General features: G+C 73.1%; 10 protein-coding genes. 8 read left to right on the plus strand and 2 right to left on the minus strand.

The features are described 5' to 3' along the window. Positions 1–312 precede the first annotated feature (312 nt). Positions 313–1,425 (minus strand): LacI family DNA-binding transcriptional regulator, encoded by a 1,113-nt coding sequence (locus tag J7W19_RS16525; protein WP_040890846.1) that lies wholly within the window; start codon positions 1,423–1,425, stop codon positions 313–315. Between the two features lie 420 nt (positions 1,426–1,845). Here J7W19_RS16525 and hisC point away from each other — a divergent pair, with 420 nt between their 5' ends. From hisC to J7W19_RS16560, 7 genes are all read left to right on the plus strand, one after another. After that, entirely contained in the window at positions 1,846–2,961 is a 1,116-nt protein-coding gene (gene hisC / locus J7W19_RS16530; RefSeq protein ID WP_411848838.1) for a histidinol-phosphate transaminase, read from the plus strand. Between the two features lie 365 nt (positions 2,962–3,326). Next, a complete protein-coding gene (locus tag J7W19_RS16535; RefSeq protein WP_004948317.1) occupies positions 3,327–4,910 on the plus strand; it encodes a cytochrome ubiquinol oxidase subunit I in 1,584 nt (527 codons plus the stop codon). Positions 4,911–4,939: 29 nt separating this feature from the next. Continuing rightward, the gene (gene cydB, locus J7W19_RS16540) at positions 4,940–5,941 is read left to right on the plus strand and encodes a cytochrome d ubiquinol oxidase subunit II (protein ID WP_004948315.1); all 1,002 of its coding nucleotides are present in this window, start codon (positions 4,940–4,942) and stop codon (positions 5,939–5,941) included. Between the two features lie 22 nt (positions 5,942–5,963). Beyond that, positions 5,964–9,662 (plus strand): thiol reductant ABC exporter subunit CydD, encoded by a 3,699-nt coding sequence (gene cydD / locus J7W19_RS16545; protein WP_210455342.1) that lies wholly within the window; start codon positions 5,964–5,966, stop codon positions 9,660–9,662. Positions 9,663–9,803: 141 nt separating this feature from the next. After that, positions 9,804–11,477 carry a GAF domain-containing sensor histidine kinase gene (locus J7W19_RS16550; RefSeq protein ID WP_040891437.1) on the plus strand — a complete coding sequence of 558 codons (1,674 nt, stop codon included), beginning with the start codon at positions 9,804–9,806 and terminating at the stop codon, positions 11,475–11,477. A gap of 142 nt (positions 11,478–11,619) precedes the next feature. Continuing rightward, positions 11,620–13,272 carry a peptidoglycan DD-metalloendopeptidase family protein gene (locus J7W19_RS33670; RefSeq protein WP_106429698.1) on the plus strand — a complete coding sequence of 551 codons (1,653 nt, stop codon included), beginning with the start codon at positions 11,620–11,622 and terminating at the stop codon, positions 13,270–13,272. 447 nt (positions 13,273–13,719) lie between these two features. Next, positions 13,720–15,450, plus strand: a complete 1,731-nt coding sequence (locus tag J7W19_RS16560) for a hypothetical protein (RefSeq protein WP_004950189.1) — start codon at positions 13,720–13,722, stop codon at positions 15,448–15,450. A gap of 49 nt (positions 15,451–15,499) precedes the next feature. On the opposite strand, the gene J7W19_RS16565 is transcribed toward J7W19_RS16560, so the two are convergent. Further along, the gene (locus J7W19_RS16565) at positions 15,500–16,420 is read right to left on the minus strand and encodes an HAD family hydrolase (protein WP_040891423.1); all 921 of its coding nucleotides are present in this window, start codon (positions 16,418–16,420) and stop codon (positions 15,500–15,502) included. 147 nt (positions 16,421–16,567) lie between these two features. Here J7W19_RS16565 and J7W19_RS16570 point away from each other — a divergent pair, with 147 nt between their 5' ends. Next, complete coding sequence (locus J7W19_RS16570) at positions 16,568–17,470, plus strand: LLM class flavin-dependent oxidoreductase (RefSeq protein ID WP_004950185.1); 903 nt, start codon at positions 16,568–16,570, stop codon at positions 17,468–17,470. The last annotated feature ends 35 nt before the right edge of the window (positions 17,471–17,505 follow it).

Below are 17,505 nucleotides of genomic sequence, written 5' to 3' on the forward strand. Positions count from 1 at the left end.
CGCAGTGCACCTTGTGGACCCTGCCTGGTCATGGCGGCCCGTGGTGTCGTGCGCCCATCATAGGAATGACCGTCGCGGCTTGTGACGCACCAGGGGCCGTCAATCGGGGACGGAACCCGGGAGCGCCGGTGTTTTGCCGGGTATTGGCGGTTTTGCTCCCCCTTGTCGAGGTGCTCGTGTGTGGTGGCCCATAGGAGGAGCGTGGTTGACGGGGGTCGGGTCGGGGGTGCCCCGGCCTCTTCCCCTGCCCCCCGCGACGCGACGCCGCCTCGCCGCGAGGGACGGTCCGGCCGCCTGCCCGACGCGGGCGGATCAGCTCTCGCCCGGCCCGCGCGGCGCGCCCACCGTGCCGCGCGGCGGCCGGCGCTCCGACGAGGTCCGAATGATCAACTCGGTGGATATGACCTGCTCCACCGGCCGCCCGTGGTCCAGCCCCTCGATCGCGTCGATCAGCAGCTGCACCACCGCCGTGCCGATCCGCCGCGGCTTGAGCGACAGGGTGGTGATCGGCGGTTCGGTGGTGGCGTAGACCGTGGACTCGCTGCAGCAGACGAGCAGCAGGTCGTCGGGGACCCGGAGGCCGTAGCGGCGGGCTGCGGCCAGCAGGTCGGTGCCGTTGGGGTCGAAGAGGCCGTACACGGCGTCGGGGCGGTCCGGGCGGGCGAGCAGCCGGTCGGCCGCGACCGCGCCGGCGCACGGGTCGTGCGCGGGGTACTCCTCGTACACCGGGTCCTGTCCGCTCCGCTCGCACCAGTCCAGGTAGGCGTGGGTGGAGAGACGGGTGTAGGTGTCGGTGGACGTGCCGGTGAGCAGCCCGATGCGGCGGGCGCCGGCGGCGGCGAGGTGGTCCAGGATGCCCAGGACGGCGGCCTCGTGGTCGTTGTCCACCCAGGCCGTCACGGGCAGCGAGCCGGCGGGACGGCCGTCGGAGACGACGGGGATGCCCTGCCGGACCAGCTCCGAGACGACGGGGTCGTGGTCGGACGGGTCGATCACCACGGTGCCGTCCAGGGCCACGTTGGACCAGACGTCGTGCCGTGACGTCGCCGGGAGGATCACCAGGGCGTAGCCGCGGGCGAGCGCGGCGGAGGTGGCGGCCCTGGCCATCTCGGCGAAGTAGGCGAACTCGGTGAAGGTGAAAGGTTCATCCCCGTAGGTGGTCACGGTCAGACCGATGAGGCCCGATTTGCCCGTACGGAGGGTGCGGGCGGCCGCGGAGGGCCGGTAGCCCAGCCGGTCGGCCACCTCGCGGACGTGGCGGCGGGTCGCGTCCGGCAGCCGGCCCTTGCCGTTGAGCGCGTCGGAGACGGTCGTGATCGAGACACCGGCGGCGGCGGCCACATCACGGATGCCCGCCCGTCCCTGCCGGGTGCCCCGCCGGGCGGTCTCCGTCCGGCTCACCTGGTGCTTCCCTGCTGCTGTCATGGCGAGCCGATAGTAGGGCTCGGCCGGTGCCCGGTCGGGGGCCCGCATTTTGGAGTTGACAGGTACGTTTCTGCATGCCGGAACGGGCTCAATGACCATGGAAGTACAGGCAGTTGTCCCGGCTCACAGTGAACCGTTGGCCCCTGGCATATCTACGTCTGATGAAGGTGCCAGGTCTCGAAGAGGTCTCAACTCACCTTCACGGGGGATGCGCGCCAGGGCGCTCGCCACGGCGCACGATCGTCGGACTGGCGCGCCCGGAAGTCTGGACGCCACCCGGGGCAATCCTCATAAGGTGTGCAGTATTCACGTGCACGCGGCGGTGCCACGTGGGCGCTGCCGGCCTGTGCGCCGGGTCACGCGCCCCCGTGGCCGCGTGTGCTGACGTGTGCTGACGAGTGCGGATTCCCGGGTGGCCGGATGCGCACGGGATGCGGAGGAGGACCCGCGGTGACCGAGAAGACCCCCAGGCTGCGTCCGGCCCTGGACGACGTCCCCACCTACAAGCCCGGCCGCCCGGCCGCCAAGGACGGACCGGTCGCCTACAAGCTGTCCGCCAACGAGAACCCGTACCCGCCGCTGCCCGGGGTGCTGGAGGGCGCGGTGGCGGCCGTCGGGCAGCTCAACCGCTACCCGGACATGGCCTGCGCCGGACTGATGGCCGAGCTCGCGGACCGCTTCGACGTGCCGATCTCCCACCTGGCGACCGGCACCGGCTCGGTCGGCGTCGCCCAGCAGCTCGTCCAGGCCACGGCCGGCCCCGGCGATGAAGTGATCTTCCCCTGGCGCTCGTTCGAGGCGTACCCGATCGTCGTCCAGGTGGCCGGTGCCACCCCGGTGCCGGTCGCGCTGACCGAGGACGACCGGCACGACCTGGACGCGATGGCCGCCGCGATCACCGAGCGGACCCGGCTGATCTTCGTCTGCAACCCCAACAACCCCACCGGCACGGTGGTGCACACCGCGGAGCTGGAAGCCTTCCTGGACCGGGTGCCCTCCGACGTCCTGGTGGTGCTGGACGAGGCGTACATCGAGTTCATCCGGGACGCGGACGTGCCCAACGGCATCGACCTCTACCGGACCCGCCCCAACGTCTGCGTGCTGCGGACCTTCTCCAAGGCGTACGGGCTCGCCGGACTGCGGGTCGGCTTCGCCATCGCGCACGAGCCGGTCGCGGCGGCGCTGCGGAAGACCGCGGTGCCGTTCGGTGTGACGCAGGTGGCGCAGGAGGCGGCCGTTCTCTCGCTGCGCAGCGAGAAGGAACTCTGGGAGCGGGTGGACGCGCTGGTGGCCGAGCGGGCCCGGGTGGTCGAGGGGCTGCTGGCGCAGGGGTGGCCGCTGTCGGACACCCAGGCGAACTTCGTCTGGCTGCGGCTGGGCGAGCACACCGAGGCGTTCGCGGCGGCCTGTGAGCGGGCCGGGGTGATCGTGCGGCCGTTCGCGCCGGACGGGGTGCGGATCACGATCGGCGAGACCGACGCCAACACGATCTTCCTGCGGGTGGCGGGGGAGTTCCGCAAGGAGATGTCGCTCTAGGCGGCGGCCGCACTCGACGGACCAGGCGCCGCGTACCCCTTCCCGGGGGTGCGCGGCGCTTTTGCGCGTGCTGCCGTGGTCGCTCGGCCTGCCGGGCCTGCCGGACCTGCTGGGACTTCCGGGGCTTCCGGGGTGGGATCCGCAGTCTGGGGAGCTCCGGTCACCGAGCGCAAGAGCCGAAGGGGGTACCCCCGTGCTTGACCGAAAATCCCATGCGCCATAATTGCTTGTGAATGTGAACGCGTTCACAAGCTCGCCCTTTATGTGGCCTTTCACCCGGTCATAGTGGGGCGAAACGCCGACGGGGAGCGTCGGTGAAGCGCCGGCACGGGGTGCCGGTGACGCAAGACGCAAGGAGGGACCGAGTGAATCTGGCTCTGGCGCCGGAGACGCTGGCGCGTTGGCAGTTCGGTATCACGACCGTCTATCACTTCCTCTTCGTCCCCCTCACGATCAGCCTGGCGGCGATCACCGCGGGTCTGGAGACGGCCTGGGTCCGCACGGGCAAGGAGAAGTACTTCCACGCCACCAAGTTCTGGGGGAAGCTCTTCCTGATCAACATCGCGATGGGGGTGGTCACCGGCATCGTGCAGGAGTTCCAGTTCGGCATGAACTGGTCGGACTACTCCCGCTTCGTCGGTGACGTCTTCGGGGCGCCGCTCGCGATGGAGGCGCTGCTGGCGTTCTTCTTCGAGTCCACCTTCATCGGGCTGTGGATCTTCGGCTGGGACAAGCTGCCCAAGAAGATCCACTGCGCCTGTATCTGGATCGTCGCCCTCGGCACGGTCCTGTCCTCGTACTTCATCCTGGCCGCCAACTCCTGGATGCAGCACCCCATCGGCTACGCGGTCGACAAGGCGACGGGGAAGGCCCGGCTCACCGACATCTGGGCCGTGCTCACCCAGAACACCACCCTGGTCGTCGTCTTCCACACCCTGACCGCCGCGTTCCTCACCGGTGCCGCCTTCATCGTCGGCATCTCCTCGTTCCACCTCTGGCGGGCCAAGCGCAAGCGGATCAAGGGCGAGGAGCTCGGCGAGAAGCAGCGCAAGCAGCTCCCCGCCATGCTCGCCTCGCTCCGCGTCGGGCTCGTCGTGGCCGTGATCGCCGGCATGGGCACCGCGATCAGCGGTGACGAGCTGGGCAAGGTCATGTTCGAACAGCAGCCGATGAAGATGGCCGCCGCCGAGGCCCTGTGGGAGAGCCAGTCGCCCGCGCCCTTCTCGGTCTTCGCGGTCGGCGATGTGTCCAAGGGGCACAACAGTGTCGAGATCGAGATACCCGGTCTGCTCTCCTTCCTCGCCCACAACAACTTCACCGAGACCGTCCCCGGCATCAAGGACACCGCCGCCAAGGAGGCGGCGCTCTACGGCGGCAGTCCGGACGACTACATCCCCAGCATCTTCATGACCTTCTGGGGCTTCCGCCTCATGATCGGGTTCGGGATGACATCCTTCGTCGCCGGTCTCGTCGGGCTCTGGACCACGCGCAAGAAGTTCTGGCTGGCCCCCGAGTACCGCTCCGGCGAGGACGAGATCCCGCGGCTGATGCTCACCAAGCGCCGCGAGATGAACCCCTTCCTCACCAAGTGGTCCTGGCGGATCGGCATCCTGACCATGGGCTTCCCGCTGATCGCCAACTCCTTCGGCTGGATCTTCACCGAGATGGGCCGCCAGCCCTGGGCCGTCTACGGCCTGATGAAGACCGGCGACGCGGTGTCGCCGGGCGTCGGCCAGGGCGAGGTGCTCACCTCCATGGCGGTCTTCACCGCGCTGTACGCGGTGCTCGCCGTGGTCGAGGTCAAGCTCCTCACCAAGTACGCCAAGGCCGGGCCCGACACGGACGAGAAGCCCCCGGCCAAGGACCCCCGGCTGCGGTTCCCGTCCGGCGGGCCCGGCGCGGGCGAGGCCGCCGAGGAAGCCGACAAGCCGATGACCTTCGCCTACTGACGCGGCCGGCGGAGAACGGAGAACCGACCATGCACCTCCACGACTTCTGGTTCCTGCTGATCGCCGTCCTGTGGATCGGCTACTTCTTCCTCGAGGGCTTCGACTTCGGCATCGGCGTGCTCACCAAGGCGCTGGCCGGGGACCGCGCCGAGCGGCGCGTCCTGATCAACACCATCGGCCCCGTCTGGGACGCCAACGAGGTGTGGCTGATCACCGCGGCGGGCGCCACCTTCGCGGCCTTCCCCGACTGGTACGCCACCCTCTTCAGCGGCTTCTACCTGCCGCTGCTCGCCGTCCTGGTCTGCCTGATCGTGCGCGGCGTCGCCTTCGAGTACCGCCACAAGCGCACCGGTGAGCGCTGGCAGCGCAACTGGGAACACGCCATCTTCTGGTGCTCGTTGATTCCCGCCTTCCTCTGGGGTGTCGCCTTCGCCAACATCGTGCGCGGAGTGCCGATCGGTCCCGACAAGAACTACTCGGGCGGCCCGCTCGACCTGCTGAGCCCTTACGCCCTGCTCGGCGGCCTCTTCACACTCGTCCTCTTCACCTTCCACGGGGCGCTGTTCGCCGCGCTGAAGACGGTCGGCGACATCCGGCACCGGGCGCGGACCTTCGCCGGTGTGTCCGGTCTGGTCGCGGGCGCCCTCGCGGTGGCCTTCCTGGCCTGGACCCAGGCCGAGTCGGGCAACGGTCGCAGCCTGCCCGCGCTCGTCGTGGCCGTCGCGGCCCTGGCCGCCGCGCTGGTGCTGAACCGGCTCGGCCGGGAGGGCTGGGCGTTCGCCCTGTCCGGCCTGACCGTCGTGGCCGCCTTCGCCATGGTCTTCCTCGCCCTCTTCCCGGACGTCATGCCCTCCTCCACCGACGCCCGGTGGAGCCTCACCGTCACCAACGCCGCCTCCAGCCCCTACACGTTGAAGATCATGACGTGGGTCGCGGGCTTCATGACCCCCGTGGTCGTGGCCTACCAGGCGTGGACGTACTGGGTGTTCCGCAAGCGGATCGGCACCCAGCACATCCCCGCGGCGCACTAGAGCACCAGTGGACCGGCAGCCCATGAAGCCCGTCGACCCCCGCCTCCTCCGCCACGCGTCAGCGACCCGCCGCTTCCTGGCCGCCTCGGTGCTGCTCGGGCTCGTCGGGGCGGGCCTGGTCATCGCCCAGGCCATGCTGATCGCGGACACCGTCACGGGCGCCTTCCGGCACGGCCGCTCGCCCGGCGACCTGGGCGTGCCCCTCGCCCTGCTGGCCGCGACCGCGGCCGGCCGGGCCCTGGTCGCCTGGCTCACCGAGCTGGCCGCGCACCGGGCGAGCGCCGCCGTCAAGTCCCGGCTGCGCACCCGGCTGCTCGGCCACGCCGCCCGGCTCGGCCCCGGCGCGGTGAACACGGGCGAGCTGACCACCCTGGCCACCCGGGGCGTCGACGCGCTGGACGACTACTTCGCCCGCTACCTCCCCCAGCTCGGCCTCGCGGCCGTGGTGCCCGTCGCCGTCGTCGCCCGTATCGCCGGCGCCGACTGGGTCTCGGCCCTGATCATCGTCCTCACCCTCCCCCTCGTCCCGCTGTTCATGGCCCTGATCGGCTGGGTCACCCAGTCCCGGATGGACCGGCAGTGGCGTCTGCTGGAACGCCTCTCCGGACACTTCCTCGACGTCGTCGCCGGGCTGCCCACGCTCAAGGTCTTCGGCCGGGCCAAGGCCCAGGCCGCGTCGATCCGCGCGATCACCTCCGACTACCGGCGCGCCACGCTGCGCACCCTGCGCATCGCCTTCCTCTCCTCGTTCGCCCTGGAACTGCTCTCCACCGTCTCGGTCGCCCTGGTCGCGGTCGGCATCGGCATGCGGCTCGTCCACGGCGAACTCGACCTCTACACCGGCCTGTTGGTGCTCGTCCTCGCCCCGGAGGCGTACCTCCCGCTGCGCCAGGTGGGCACCCACTACCACGCGGCGGCGGAGGGACTGGCCGCCGCGGACCGGGTCTTCGCCGTACTGGAGACCGCGCCGCCCGCGGCGGGCACCCGGCCGGCACCCGACGCCCGCGGCGCCGTGCTCACCGTCGACCGGCTGGTGGTCCGGCACCCCGGCCGGGACCGGCCCTCCCTGGCCGAGACCTCGTTCGAGGTGCGGCCCGGGGAGACGGTGGCCCTGACGGGCCCCAGCGGCGTCGGCAAGTCGACCCTGCTGAACGTGCTCCTGGGCTTCGCCCGCCCCACGAGCGGGCGGGTGTCGGTCGGCGGTACGGATCTGTCATCGCTCTCCCCCGAAAGCTGGCGGGACCAGGTGGCCTGGGTCCCGCAACGGCCCCATCTCTTCGCCGGCACGATCGCCGAGAACGTCCGGCTGGCGCGGCCGGACGCCACCGACGCACAGGTGCGCGAAGCACTCCGTGCGGCCGGTGCCCTCGACTTCGTCTCCATGCTGCACCACGGCACTGACACTCGCCTCGGCGAGGACGGCGCCGGCCTGTCGGCCGGTCAGCGCCAACGGCTCGCGCTGGCCCGGGCGTTCCTCGCCGACCGGCCCGTCCTGCTCCTCGACGAGCCGACCGCGAACCTCGACGGCGAGACGGAGGCGGCCGTCGTCGAGGCCGTCCGCCGCCTCGCCGCCGGCCGGACGGTGCTGCTGGTCGTCCACCGGCCCGCGCTGCTGGCGGTGGCGGACCGGGTGGTGCGGCTGGAGCGCGGCGTCGCGGAGCGCGACGATGCGGGGGGAGAGGTCGCGAAGCGCGCCGGGCGGGCGGGCGCGGTGGCGCAGAGGAGTTCGGCCATTGACGAGGGCTCGGCTGTCCGTGACGGCTCGGCCGTTCACGAGGGCCCGATCGTCCGCGAGGGCTCGATCGTCCGCGAGGGCTCGACCGTCCGCGAGGGCCGGACCGTCCGCGAGGAGTCGGCCGAGAACGTTTCTCCGCTCCCGCCCCCGCTTCGGACCGCCGCCTCCGCCGTAGCCCCGACCTCGGCCCCCACCCCACCACCCGCACTTCCCCCAACCACCTCACCCCTTGCCCGAATCCGCGCCGAGGGCCGCCCCTTCCGGTCCCGCTTCCTGCTCGCCCTGCTCCTCGGCAGCCTGGCCCTCGGTAGCGCGACCGGCCTGATGGCGGTCTCCGGCTGGCTGATCTCACGCGCCTCGCAACAGCCGCCCGTCCTCTACCTGATGGTCGCCGTCACCGCGACCCGCGCCTTCGGCATCGGCCGTTCCGTCTTCCGCTACGCGGAACGCCTGGTCTCGCACGACGCCGTGCTGCGCGCCCTCGCCGGCCTGCGGGTCTCCGTCTACCGGCGGCTGGAGCGGCTGGCGCCCGCCGGACTGCGGGACGTCCGCCGCGGCGATCTGCTGTCCCGGCTGGTCTCCGACGTGGACGCGCTCCAGGACTACTTCCTGCGCTGGCTGCTGCCCCTCGGTTCGGCCGTCCTCGTCGGCGCGGCCTCCGTGGGTCTCACCACCTGGCTGCTGCCGGAGGCGGGCGCGGTGCTCGCCGCCGGTCTGCTCGCGGCGGGGGTCGCCGTGCCGCTGCTGTCGGCGGCCGTGGCGCGCCACGCGGAGCGGCGGCTGGCGCCGGCGCGCGGCGAGCTGTCCGCGCACGTCGTCGACCTGCTGGCCGGTACGGCCGAACTGACGGTCGCGGGCGCCCTGCCCGCCCGGCTGGCGCGGCTGCGCCGGGCGGACGGCGTCCTCACGGCCATCGCCCGCCGGGCCTCCGCCGCCACCGCGCTCGGGGCCGGGCTGACGGCCCTGGCCTGCGGGCTCACCGTGGCGGGCGCGGCCTGGGCGGGTGTGGCGGCCGTGCACGACGGGCGCCTCGACGGCGTCCGGCTGGCCGTCGTCGTCCTGCTGCCGCTCGCCGCGTTCGAGGCGGTGACGGGGCTGCCGCTCGCCGTGCAGCACCGGCAGCGCGTCCGCCGGTCCGCGGAGCGGGTGTACGAGGTGCTGGACGCGCCGGAGCCGGTGCGCGACGGGACGGAAGCGGCCCCTCCGTCCCCCTTCCCGCTGCGGCTGACCGGGGTCACCGCGACGTACCCCGGCAGCACCGCCCCCGCCCTGAAGGGCCTCGACCTGGAGCTGGCCGCCGGGCGGCGGGTGGCCGTCGTCGGTCGGTCGGGGGCGGGCAAGACGACGCTCGCCCAGGTGCTGCTGCGCTTCCTGGACGTCACGTCGGGCGCGTACACGCTCGCGGGCCGCGACGCGTCGCGGATGGACGGCGACGGGGTGCGGCGGCTGGTGGGGTTGTGCGCCCAGGACGCGCACCTCTTCGACAGCTCTCTCCGCGAGAACCTGCGCCTCGCGCGCCCCGGCGCGAACGACGCGCACCTGCGCCGGGCGCTGGCCGACGCGCGCCTGCTGGAGTGGGTGGACTCGCTGCCCCAGGGGCTCGACACGCCGGTCGGCGAGCACGGCGCCCGGCTCTCCGGCGGGCAGCGGCAGCGGCTGGCGCTGGCCCGGGCGCTGCTCGCCGACTTCCCCGTGCTGGTGCTGGACGAGCCGGCCGAACACCTCGACCTGGCGACGGCCGACGCGCTCACCGCGGACCTGCTGGCGGCGACGGAGGGCCGGACCACGGTACTGATCACGCATCGGCTGGCGGGGCTGGAGGCGGTGGACGAGGTGATCGTCCTGGACGGCGGCCGGATCGTGGAGCGGGGTCCGTACCGGGAACTGGCGGAGGCGGACGGAACGTTCCGTTCGATGCTGGAGCGGGAGCGGGCCGAGCACGACATGGTGCATCCGCCGCTTTCCCTGGCAAAAGGTACTTATTAGGCTCTGTTCATGCCCGCCACCGAGGAACCCGCCACCGAGGAACCCGCCGCCGGGGAACCCGCCGAGGAACCCGCTCCCCAGGAATCCCACGACACCCGGGAATCCCACGGCATCCCGCACCCGGCGCCGCCGTACGGGCCGATGGACCCGGTGGCCGTCGCCACGGAGGCCACCCGCGGCCTCCAGGGCATGTCCACCGAACTCACCGGCCGGGTCCCGCAGCTCCTGGAGGCCATGCGGTCGGTGGGCACGGGCCTGGAACTGCACTCCACCCTCGACCGGATCGCCCGGACCGCCGCCGAGCTCGCCGGCGCCCGGTACGCGGCCATCGCCGTCAACGGCGCGGCCGACCCGTCCGGCGAGGGCCTGGCCGACTTCGTCACCTACGGCGTCCCCGACGCGGACACCGCCGACGACGAGGTTCGCGACGGCGAACCCTCCGCCGACCGCGAGGTGCTCGACGCCCTGCTGCGCCACGCGGGCCGCCGCGCGGCGGACGGTGTTCCGGAGGGCACGCCGGGCGACGTCCTCGCCGTCCCGATCCGCGTGCAGGGCGAGGTGTTCGGCAACCTCTACCTGGCCGGGAAGCTCGGCGGTGGCGTGTTCGGCGTCGCCGACCTGCACATGGTGAAGATCCTCGCCACGGAGGCGGGCATCGCGATCGGGAACGCGCGGGTCTATGAGCAGGGCCGGCAGCGGATGCGCTGGATCGACGGCTCGGTCGCCGTCACCACCGCGCTGCTCTCCGGCGGCGACGCCGAGGACGCCCTCGCCGTCGTCGCCGAGCAGGCCCGCCGGCTCGCGGAGGCGGACGCGGGGATCGTGCTGCTGCCGGACGGCGAGGGCGGGCTGGAGATAGTGGTCGTCTCCGCCGACGATCCGACGGGGCTGCTGGGAACGGTGATGCCGCCGCATAGCCCCGTGGTGTCCCAGCTCCTCGCCGGCGAGCCGGTGTTCATCGACGACTCCGCCACCGACCCCCGCATGATCACGGCGGTGGCGCCGCGCTTCGGCCCGAGCATGCTGCTGCCGCTGCGGAGCGGCGGGCGGGTGCTCGGCACCCTGGCGATCCCACGCCGCCGGGGCGCCCGGCGGTACACGGCCACCGAACGCACCCTGGCCGCGCAGTTCGCCGCCCAGGCCGCGCTCGCCCTCGTCCTCGCCGAGGCACAGCGCGACCGGGAACGGCTCGCCGTCTACGAGGACCGCGACCGGATCGCCCGCGACCTGCACGACCTCGTCATCCAGCGGCTGTTCGCCACCGGCCTGCTGCTGGAGAGCGCGCAGCGCAGGGCCGTGGTGCCGGAGGTGCGGACGACCGTCGGGCAGGCCGTGGACGAGCTGGACCGGACCATTCAGGAGATCCGGACGGCGATCTTCGCCCTCCAGCAGGGCCCGGCCGAGGCGCCCGCCGGACTGCGGACCCGTGTGCTGCGGGAGATCGGCACGGCCGCCGTCCCGCTGGGCTTCCAGCCGTCCGTGAACTTCGTCGGCCCGGTCGACGCGCTGGTCGGCGAGGGTACGGGCAAGAACCTCATCGCCGCGCTGCGGGAAGCGCTGTCCAACGCCTTCCGGCACGCGCACGCCTCGCGCATCGAGGTCGTCGTCGACGCGACGGCCCGCCTGCCGGACGGCCGCGACGCCGTCCGCCTCACCGTCGCCGACGACGGCGTCGGCCTCCCGGAAGGCGGCCGCCGCAGCGGCCTGCGGAACCTCGCCAAACGGGCGGAGTCGCTGGGGGGCTCGTGCGTGTGCGGCCCGGGGCTGGGGGAGGGAGGCGGAGGGACGGGGGTGGTGTGGGAGGCGCCGCTTTAAGGGGGCTTCAAGGGGGCTTCAAGGGGGCGGCGGGGTGGGGTCCGCGGTGTCCGCCGTACGGGACCCCGGGCCCGTACGGGCGTCGCCTGATCGGTCCCCCTGCGGAAGCGGAGGCACCGGGTCCCGGGTCACGATCGCGTCCATGCGCCGACTTCAGCGTTCCCATACCGGCGGCGGCCGGCGGCCTCCCTCCGCCGGCGGCGGTCAGCCGTTCCCGGCAGGTGACGGGCGGTCGTCCCCGGCAGGTGACGAGTGGTCGTCCCCGGTCGGCGGCGGTCAGTCGTCCCCGGCAGGTGACGAGCGGCCGTCCCCGGTCGGCGGAGGCCGGGGTCCTTCCCCCGCCGACGGCGACCGGGAACGGTCCCGCACGGGTGGCGACCGGCAGCCGTCCGCCGCCCGCCGCGCCGACCGGCAGTCGTTCGGCGTTCGCGATGGTGACCGGCAGTCGTTCGGCCTTCGTGACGGTGACCAGGAGCGGTCCCGCCCCGGCGGTGACCGGCAGCCGTCTGACATCCGCCGCGCCGACCGGCAGCCGTTCGGCCTTCGCGACGGCGACCGGGAACGGTCCCGCATGGGTGGCGACCGGCAGCCACTCGCCACCCATGGCGCCGACCGGCAGCCGTCCGCCACCCGCAGCGCCGGCCGGCCGCCGTTCCGCCCCGGCGGTGGCCCCGGCGGCGTCGGCGGTCGGCCACACCCCCGCCGCGCCCCCCGCCGCACCCCGCGACGGCTTCGTCGTGCGAGCTGCCTGGTCCTCTGCGCGCTGGCCGTCACCGTCTCGCCGGTGCTCGGCTCCCGGCCGCCCGACTCGTACGCGGCCCCGGGCCGGCTCGCCCGCGCCACCTCGGACGTGTACCGGCTGACCCGTGAGGAAGCCCGGGTCAGGGAGCGCTACGCCCGCGCCGAGCCCGCCGCGCGGGAGCGGCGGCGGGAGGCGGACCGGCTCGCGGAGCGGCTGAACGGCCTCCGGTTCGTCTCCGGGGTGCTGCGGGAGGACGCCGGCGCCGCCGCCCGGGCGCAGTACCGCACCGGTGGTTTCACCGCCCGGGAGAGTTCACGGCTGCTGGACGACCCGCTGGAACTGCTCTCCGTCCAGGAGGACGACACCGGACGCCGGGAGTGGCTCGCCCGGCGGCTCGGCGAGACGGACGACCGGAGCCGGGCCCTCGCCGCCGAGGCGCGGGCGACGGCCCTGTCCTGGCAGGTCCTGGACCGGGACGCCGCCCGGATGCGCACCGCCCTGGACGCCATGGCCGACCGGCTGACCGAGGCCCGCGGCCGGCTGGACGCGCTGGCCGCCGCCGAGGTGGCCGAGGGCCGCTGCCGGACGGCCGACCGCGACGCGCTCGAACCGGACGAGGGCGAACGGCCGGGCGGCGACCTGTCCCGCCGCGGCTGGACGCGTCCGGTTCTCGGCTACCGGCTCTCCGCCGGTTACGGCGGCTCCGGCGCGAACTGGTCCGGAACGCACACCGGCCAGGACTTCGCCGTACCCACGGGCACGCCCGTGCGCTCGGTCGGGCCGGGCACGGTGGTCTCCGCCGGCTGCGGCGGCGCGTTCGGCATCAGCATGGTCATCCGGCATCCGGGGGGCTGGTACTCGCAGTACGCGCACCTGGCCGCGCCGTTCGTGGCGCCGGGGCGGCGGGTGCGACCGGGGGAGTGGATCGGGCTGTCGGGGACCACGGGGAACTCGACCGGCCCTCATCTGCACTTCGAGGTGCGGACGACGCCGGAGTTCGGGTCCGCGGTGGATCCGGTGGAGTGGTTGCGGCGGCGGGGGGTCGGGGTGTGAGGGCGCACCGTTCCTGAGGCGCGCCGCGCGCGCTTCCGTACACGCCGGGCGGGCTGGATCTCCAGCCCGCCCGGCGTTTGAGAATCGGCGGCCGGGGCGCGGGACGTAGAGCCGCGATCACTGCGTGTAGCCGGTGCGCCTGTTTTCGGACGGTGGCTCGACAGGCGTATCCGCGCGCTCCGCTTATCCGACACGCCGTCAAACAGCCTGGTCACGCCCGTATTTGAGGCCGAAAAACGACCTCCGCTTATCACATTGCCATGCACAGGCCATGGTGTATGGTTCCGACCGCTGTCACCCAGAGTGCCGCTTTGGCCAGTGGTCCCCTCACTGGTCGATCATGCCGGCGCCCCGGAGGGCAGTGCGCAACTCCCCCACAGCGGCGCCCGCGTGACCCGGATCCGATCGGCCGGAACCGGATCGTGAGCGCCGCGGAAAGGTTTGCTCATGTCCGGAAAACGGGCCAAGAGACGGGTCCTGAGACCCGTCCCGCTGACCGCTCTCGCGGGCGTCGGCGCCTGCCTTGCCGTCGCCGCCGTCGTGCCGTCCGCGTTCGCCTCGGGTGCCGCGCGTACCGAGGCCGGTTCGGCCGCCGCCCCGAGCGGCACCTGTACGATCCGCTCCGCGGACAAGCACACGGAGGCACCGCCCAGTTGCCTCGGCGTCACCGCCGCCCTCGACCACCTGCCGGCCGTCGGCGAGCAGGCCACCCTCACGGTGAACGTCACGGCGCAGACGAGCGTCAAGAACGCCGGGCTGTCCGTCCAACTGCCGCCCGGCCTGCGAATATCCGACAGGGACGCCGGCCTCGCCGCGCCCACCGCCGACTCCTTCGGCCAGCGCACCGGCCGGAAGCTGGCCCTGACCCCCGGCACCCGCACCGTAAAGCTCAAGGTCAAGGCCGTCGCCGCCGGACCCGCCCAGATTCAGGCGGACATCAGCGACATCGACCATCCGGACCCGCGCCGCGCCGGGCACGATTCGGTCGAACTGACCGTCGGCGCCACCAAGGGCTCCACCGGCAAGGGCGTCGCGGTCTCCAAGGGACGCGCGACCAAGGACGCGGGCCGCGGCCCCGGCACCCGGGAACCGCGCAAGGTCGCCCCGAAGTCCCCCGCCCCCGCCCGTTCCGCGGGCGCCTCCGCGCCGACCGTGGGGGCCCAGGTCTGCGTCGGCGGCACCTTCCGCAACCGCTTCCAGTCCGCCGAGGGCGGCGCCTGGAACGCCAAGGCCAACCGGGACGAGCCGGTCAGCAACGCCAACGTCATCCTGTGGGGCAAGCCGACCGCCGACGGCGGCACGCGTCAGCTGGCCGCGGGGATGACCGGCAACGGCGACGGCAAGTTCAACCTCTGCTACACCCCGAGCACCTCCGTCACTTCCGCCGCCTGGGTGGAGTTCCGGACGCAGGCCGGGCGGATGTGGTCGGTGGTCGACGCCAACGGCGGTCTCTACGCGACGTCCTCGTACGCGCTGAACAACCTCTCGCGCAGCACCAGCCTCGGCAACGTGTACGCCAACTCCGGGCAGAGCCGGGCGTGGCACGTCCTGGACACCCTCAACAAGCTGTGGTGGAACCGCGGTTCCACGACGGACTGCTGGGCGTCCAGTGAGCAGGGCGGCCGCTGCTCACCGATCACCGTCCAGTGGTACCCCGGCTCCACCGACGGCACGTACTGGAACGGCGGCGAGGACAAGATCCACCTCGCGGACAACGACCCCGACTCCGAGCACACCACCGTCCACGAGGCGGGCCACGCCCTCCAGGGCAAGCTCTACCGGGGCTGGTGGCCGCGGGTGACCAACTGCTCGCCGCACTACGTCGACCGCACCTCGTCCACCAGCTGCGCCTGGACCGAGGGCTACGCCAACGCGGTGGCGTTCCACACCTTCGGCGACACCACCTACTACTGGGGCAACGGCGCTTCGCTGAACCTCGCCAACGACCGCTCCACCCGCGGCATCGACCCGGGCGACGCCTGCGAGGCCCGCGTCGCGACCGCGCTGGTCGACCTGTGGTCCCAGGTGGACGGCGGCTGGACGAAGAGCAACACCATGATGTCCCGGGACACGCAGTCCAGCTTCCGCGAGTACTTCGTCACGGACCGGCCCGCCTACGGCCTGGACACGGGCGCGACGGCCCGCGACATCATCTGGAAGCACACCATCTGGTACTGACGGTGCTTGACGGTACCGACCGATAGGTGGTGAACGCCGAGCGAAGCGCTCACCGGCACGCCACCCGCACGATCCGCTCGATCACCGCCGCCACTCCGTCCTCGTTGTTGGCGGCGGTGCGGTGCGTCGTGGCGGCCAGCACCTCGGGGTGGGCGTTGGCCATGGCGTAGGAGGTGCCGGCCCAGCCGAGCATCTCCAGGTCGTTGGGCATGTCGCCGAAGGCCACGACCTCCTCGGGCGTGATGCCGTGTGCGGCGCAGTAGCCGGCGAGGGTGCTGGCCTTGCTGACGCCGAGGCCGCTGACCTCCAGCAGCGCGGTGGGGCTGGAGCGGGTGATCGAACCGTGCTCGCCGGCCGCGGTACGGGCCAGGGCGAGGAACGCGTCGGGGGCGAGCTCCGGGTGGTGGGCGAGCAGCTTGAGGATGGGCCCGCGGGGTTCACCGCCCCCTCCCGTGACAGGAGCCTCGGCCAGGCCCGTGACGGGAGCCGCGGCCAGGAAGTCCTCGGCCGGTCCGACCGTCGCGTGCGGGTCGAGCTGGTACGGCGGGTACGCCGGCTCGTAGTGGAAACCCGTGGTGCACTCGACGGCGAACGAGGTGCCCGGGACGGCGGCGCGCAGCCGCTCCACGACGGCCAGGGCGTCCGCCCGCTCCAGCGGCCTGACCTCGACGAACCGGCCGCCGTCGTGGAGGTCCACGACGGCGGCGCCGTTGGCGCAGATCGCCAGGCCGTGGCCGTGCACATGCGCGCTCGCGACGTCCATCCAGCGTGCCGGGCGCCCGGTGACGAAGAAGACCTCGATACCGGCCGCCTCGGCGGCGGCCAGCGCGGCCACGGTCCGCTCGGACACCGTCTTGTCGTCCCGCAGCAGGGTGCCGTCGAGGTCGGTGGCGATCAGCCGGGGTATCGGGGCGGTCCGGCCGGCGGCCGGGGTCTCGGGCTGCTCGGTTGCTGAAGTCACGGTTCCCATTGTCGGATACCGGACGCCACGCGGCGCACGGGTGTGCGCGGCGGCGCGCTTTTGAGCCAGGGATCCCCTGGGCTGCGATGCGCATGTGGCCTGTATCAACCCGAGGGACGTGGTAGCGGCAGGGAGGCGAGACGTAGGCTCCGACGCATGAGTCTGCGCCTGAGCACCGTGATCCTCCCTGTCGACCGCTGGCACCAGGGAGGCCGCGCGAAGTGGCAGCGCGCCGAGGAGCTCGGTTTCCACGCGGCGTACACCTACGACCACCTCTCGTGGCGCTCCTTCCGCGACGGCCCCTGGTTCGGCGCCCTGCCCACCCTCACCGCCGCCGCCACGGCGACCGAGCGCCTCCGCCTGGGCACCCTCGTGACCTCCCCGAACTTCCGCCACCCGGTGACCCTCGCCAAGGAGCTGATCTCCCTCGACGACGTCTCCGGCGGCCGGGTCACGCTGGGCATCGGCGCGGGCGGCAACGGCTTCGACGCGACCGCGCTCGGGCAGGAGGCGTGGACGCCGAAGGAGCGGGCGGACCGGTTCGCCGAGTTCGTCGCGCTGCTCGACCGGCTGCTCACCGAGGGCGCCGTCACCCAGGAGGGCGCCTTCTACTCGGCCGTCGAGGCCCGGAACGTCCCCGGCTGCGCGCAGTCCCCCCGGCTGCCCTTCGCCGTCGCGGCGACCGGACCGCGCGGGCTGCGGCTCGCGGCGCGGTACGGGCAGGCGTGGGTGACCACGGGCGACCCGAAGCTGTACGAGACGGGCACGCCCGCCCAGTCGGACGCGGCGCTGCGCGCACAGGCGGCGAAGCTCGACGCGGCGTGCGAGGAGACCGGCCGCAAGCCCGCCGAACTGGACAGGATCCTCCTCACGGGCTTCACCCCGGACCGCTCCTCGATGCTCGACTCGGTCGACGCCTTCGTGGACTTCGCGGGCCGCCAGCGGGAAGCCGGCTTCACCGAGATCGTCCTGCACTGGCCGATCCCCGACTCGGACTTCGCCGCGGACCAGTCCGTCTTCGAACGCATCGCGACCGAGGGCCTGTCCCAGCTGGACTGAGCGCCGGCACCCGGCCGAGGGTGTGCATATCGCAG

The organism is Streptomyces mobaraensis NBRC 13819 = DSM 40847, from assembly GCF_017916255.1.
Taxonomy (GTDB): domain Bacteria; phylum Actinomycetota; class Actinomycetes; order Streptomycetales; family Streptomycetaceae; genus Streptomyces; species Streptomyces mobaraensis.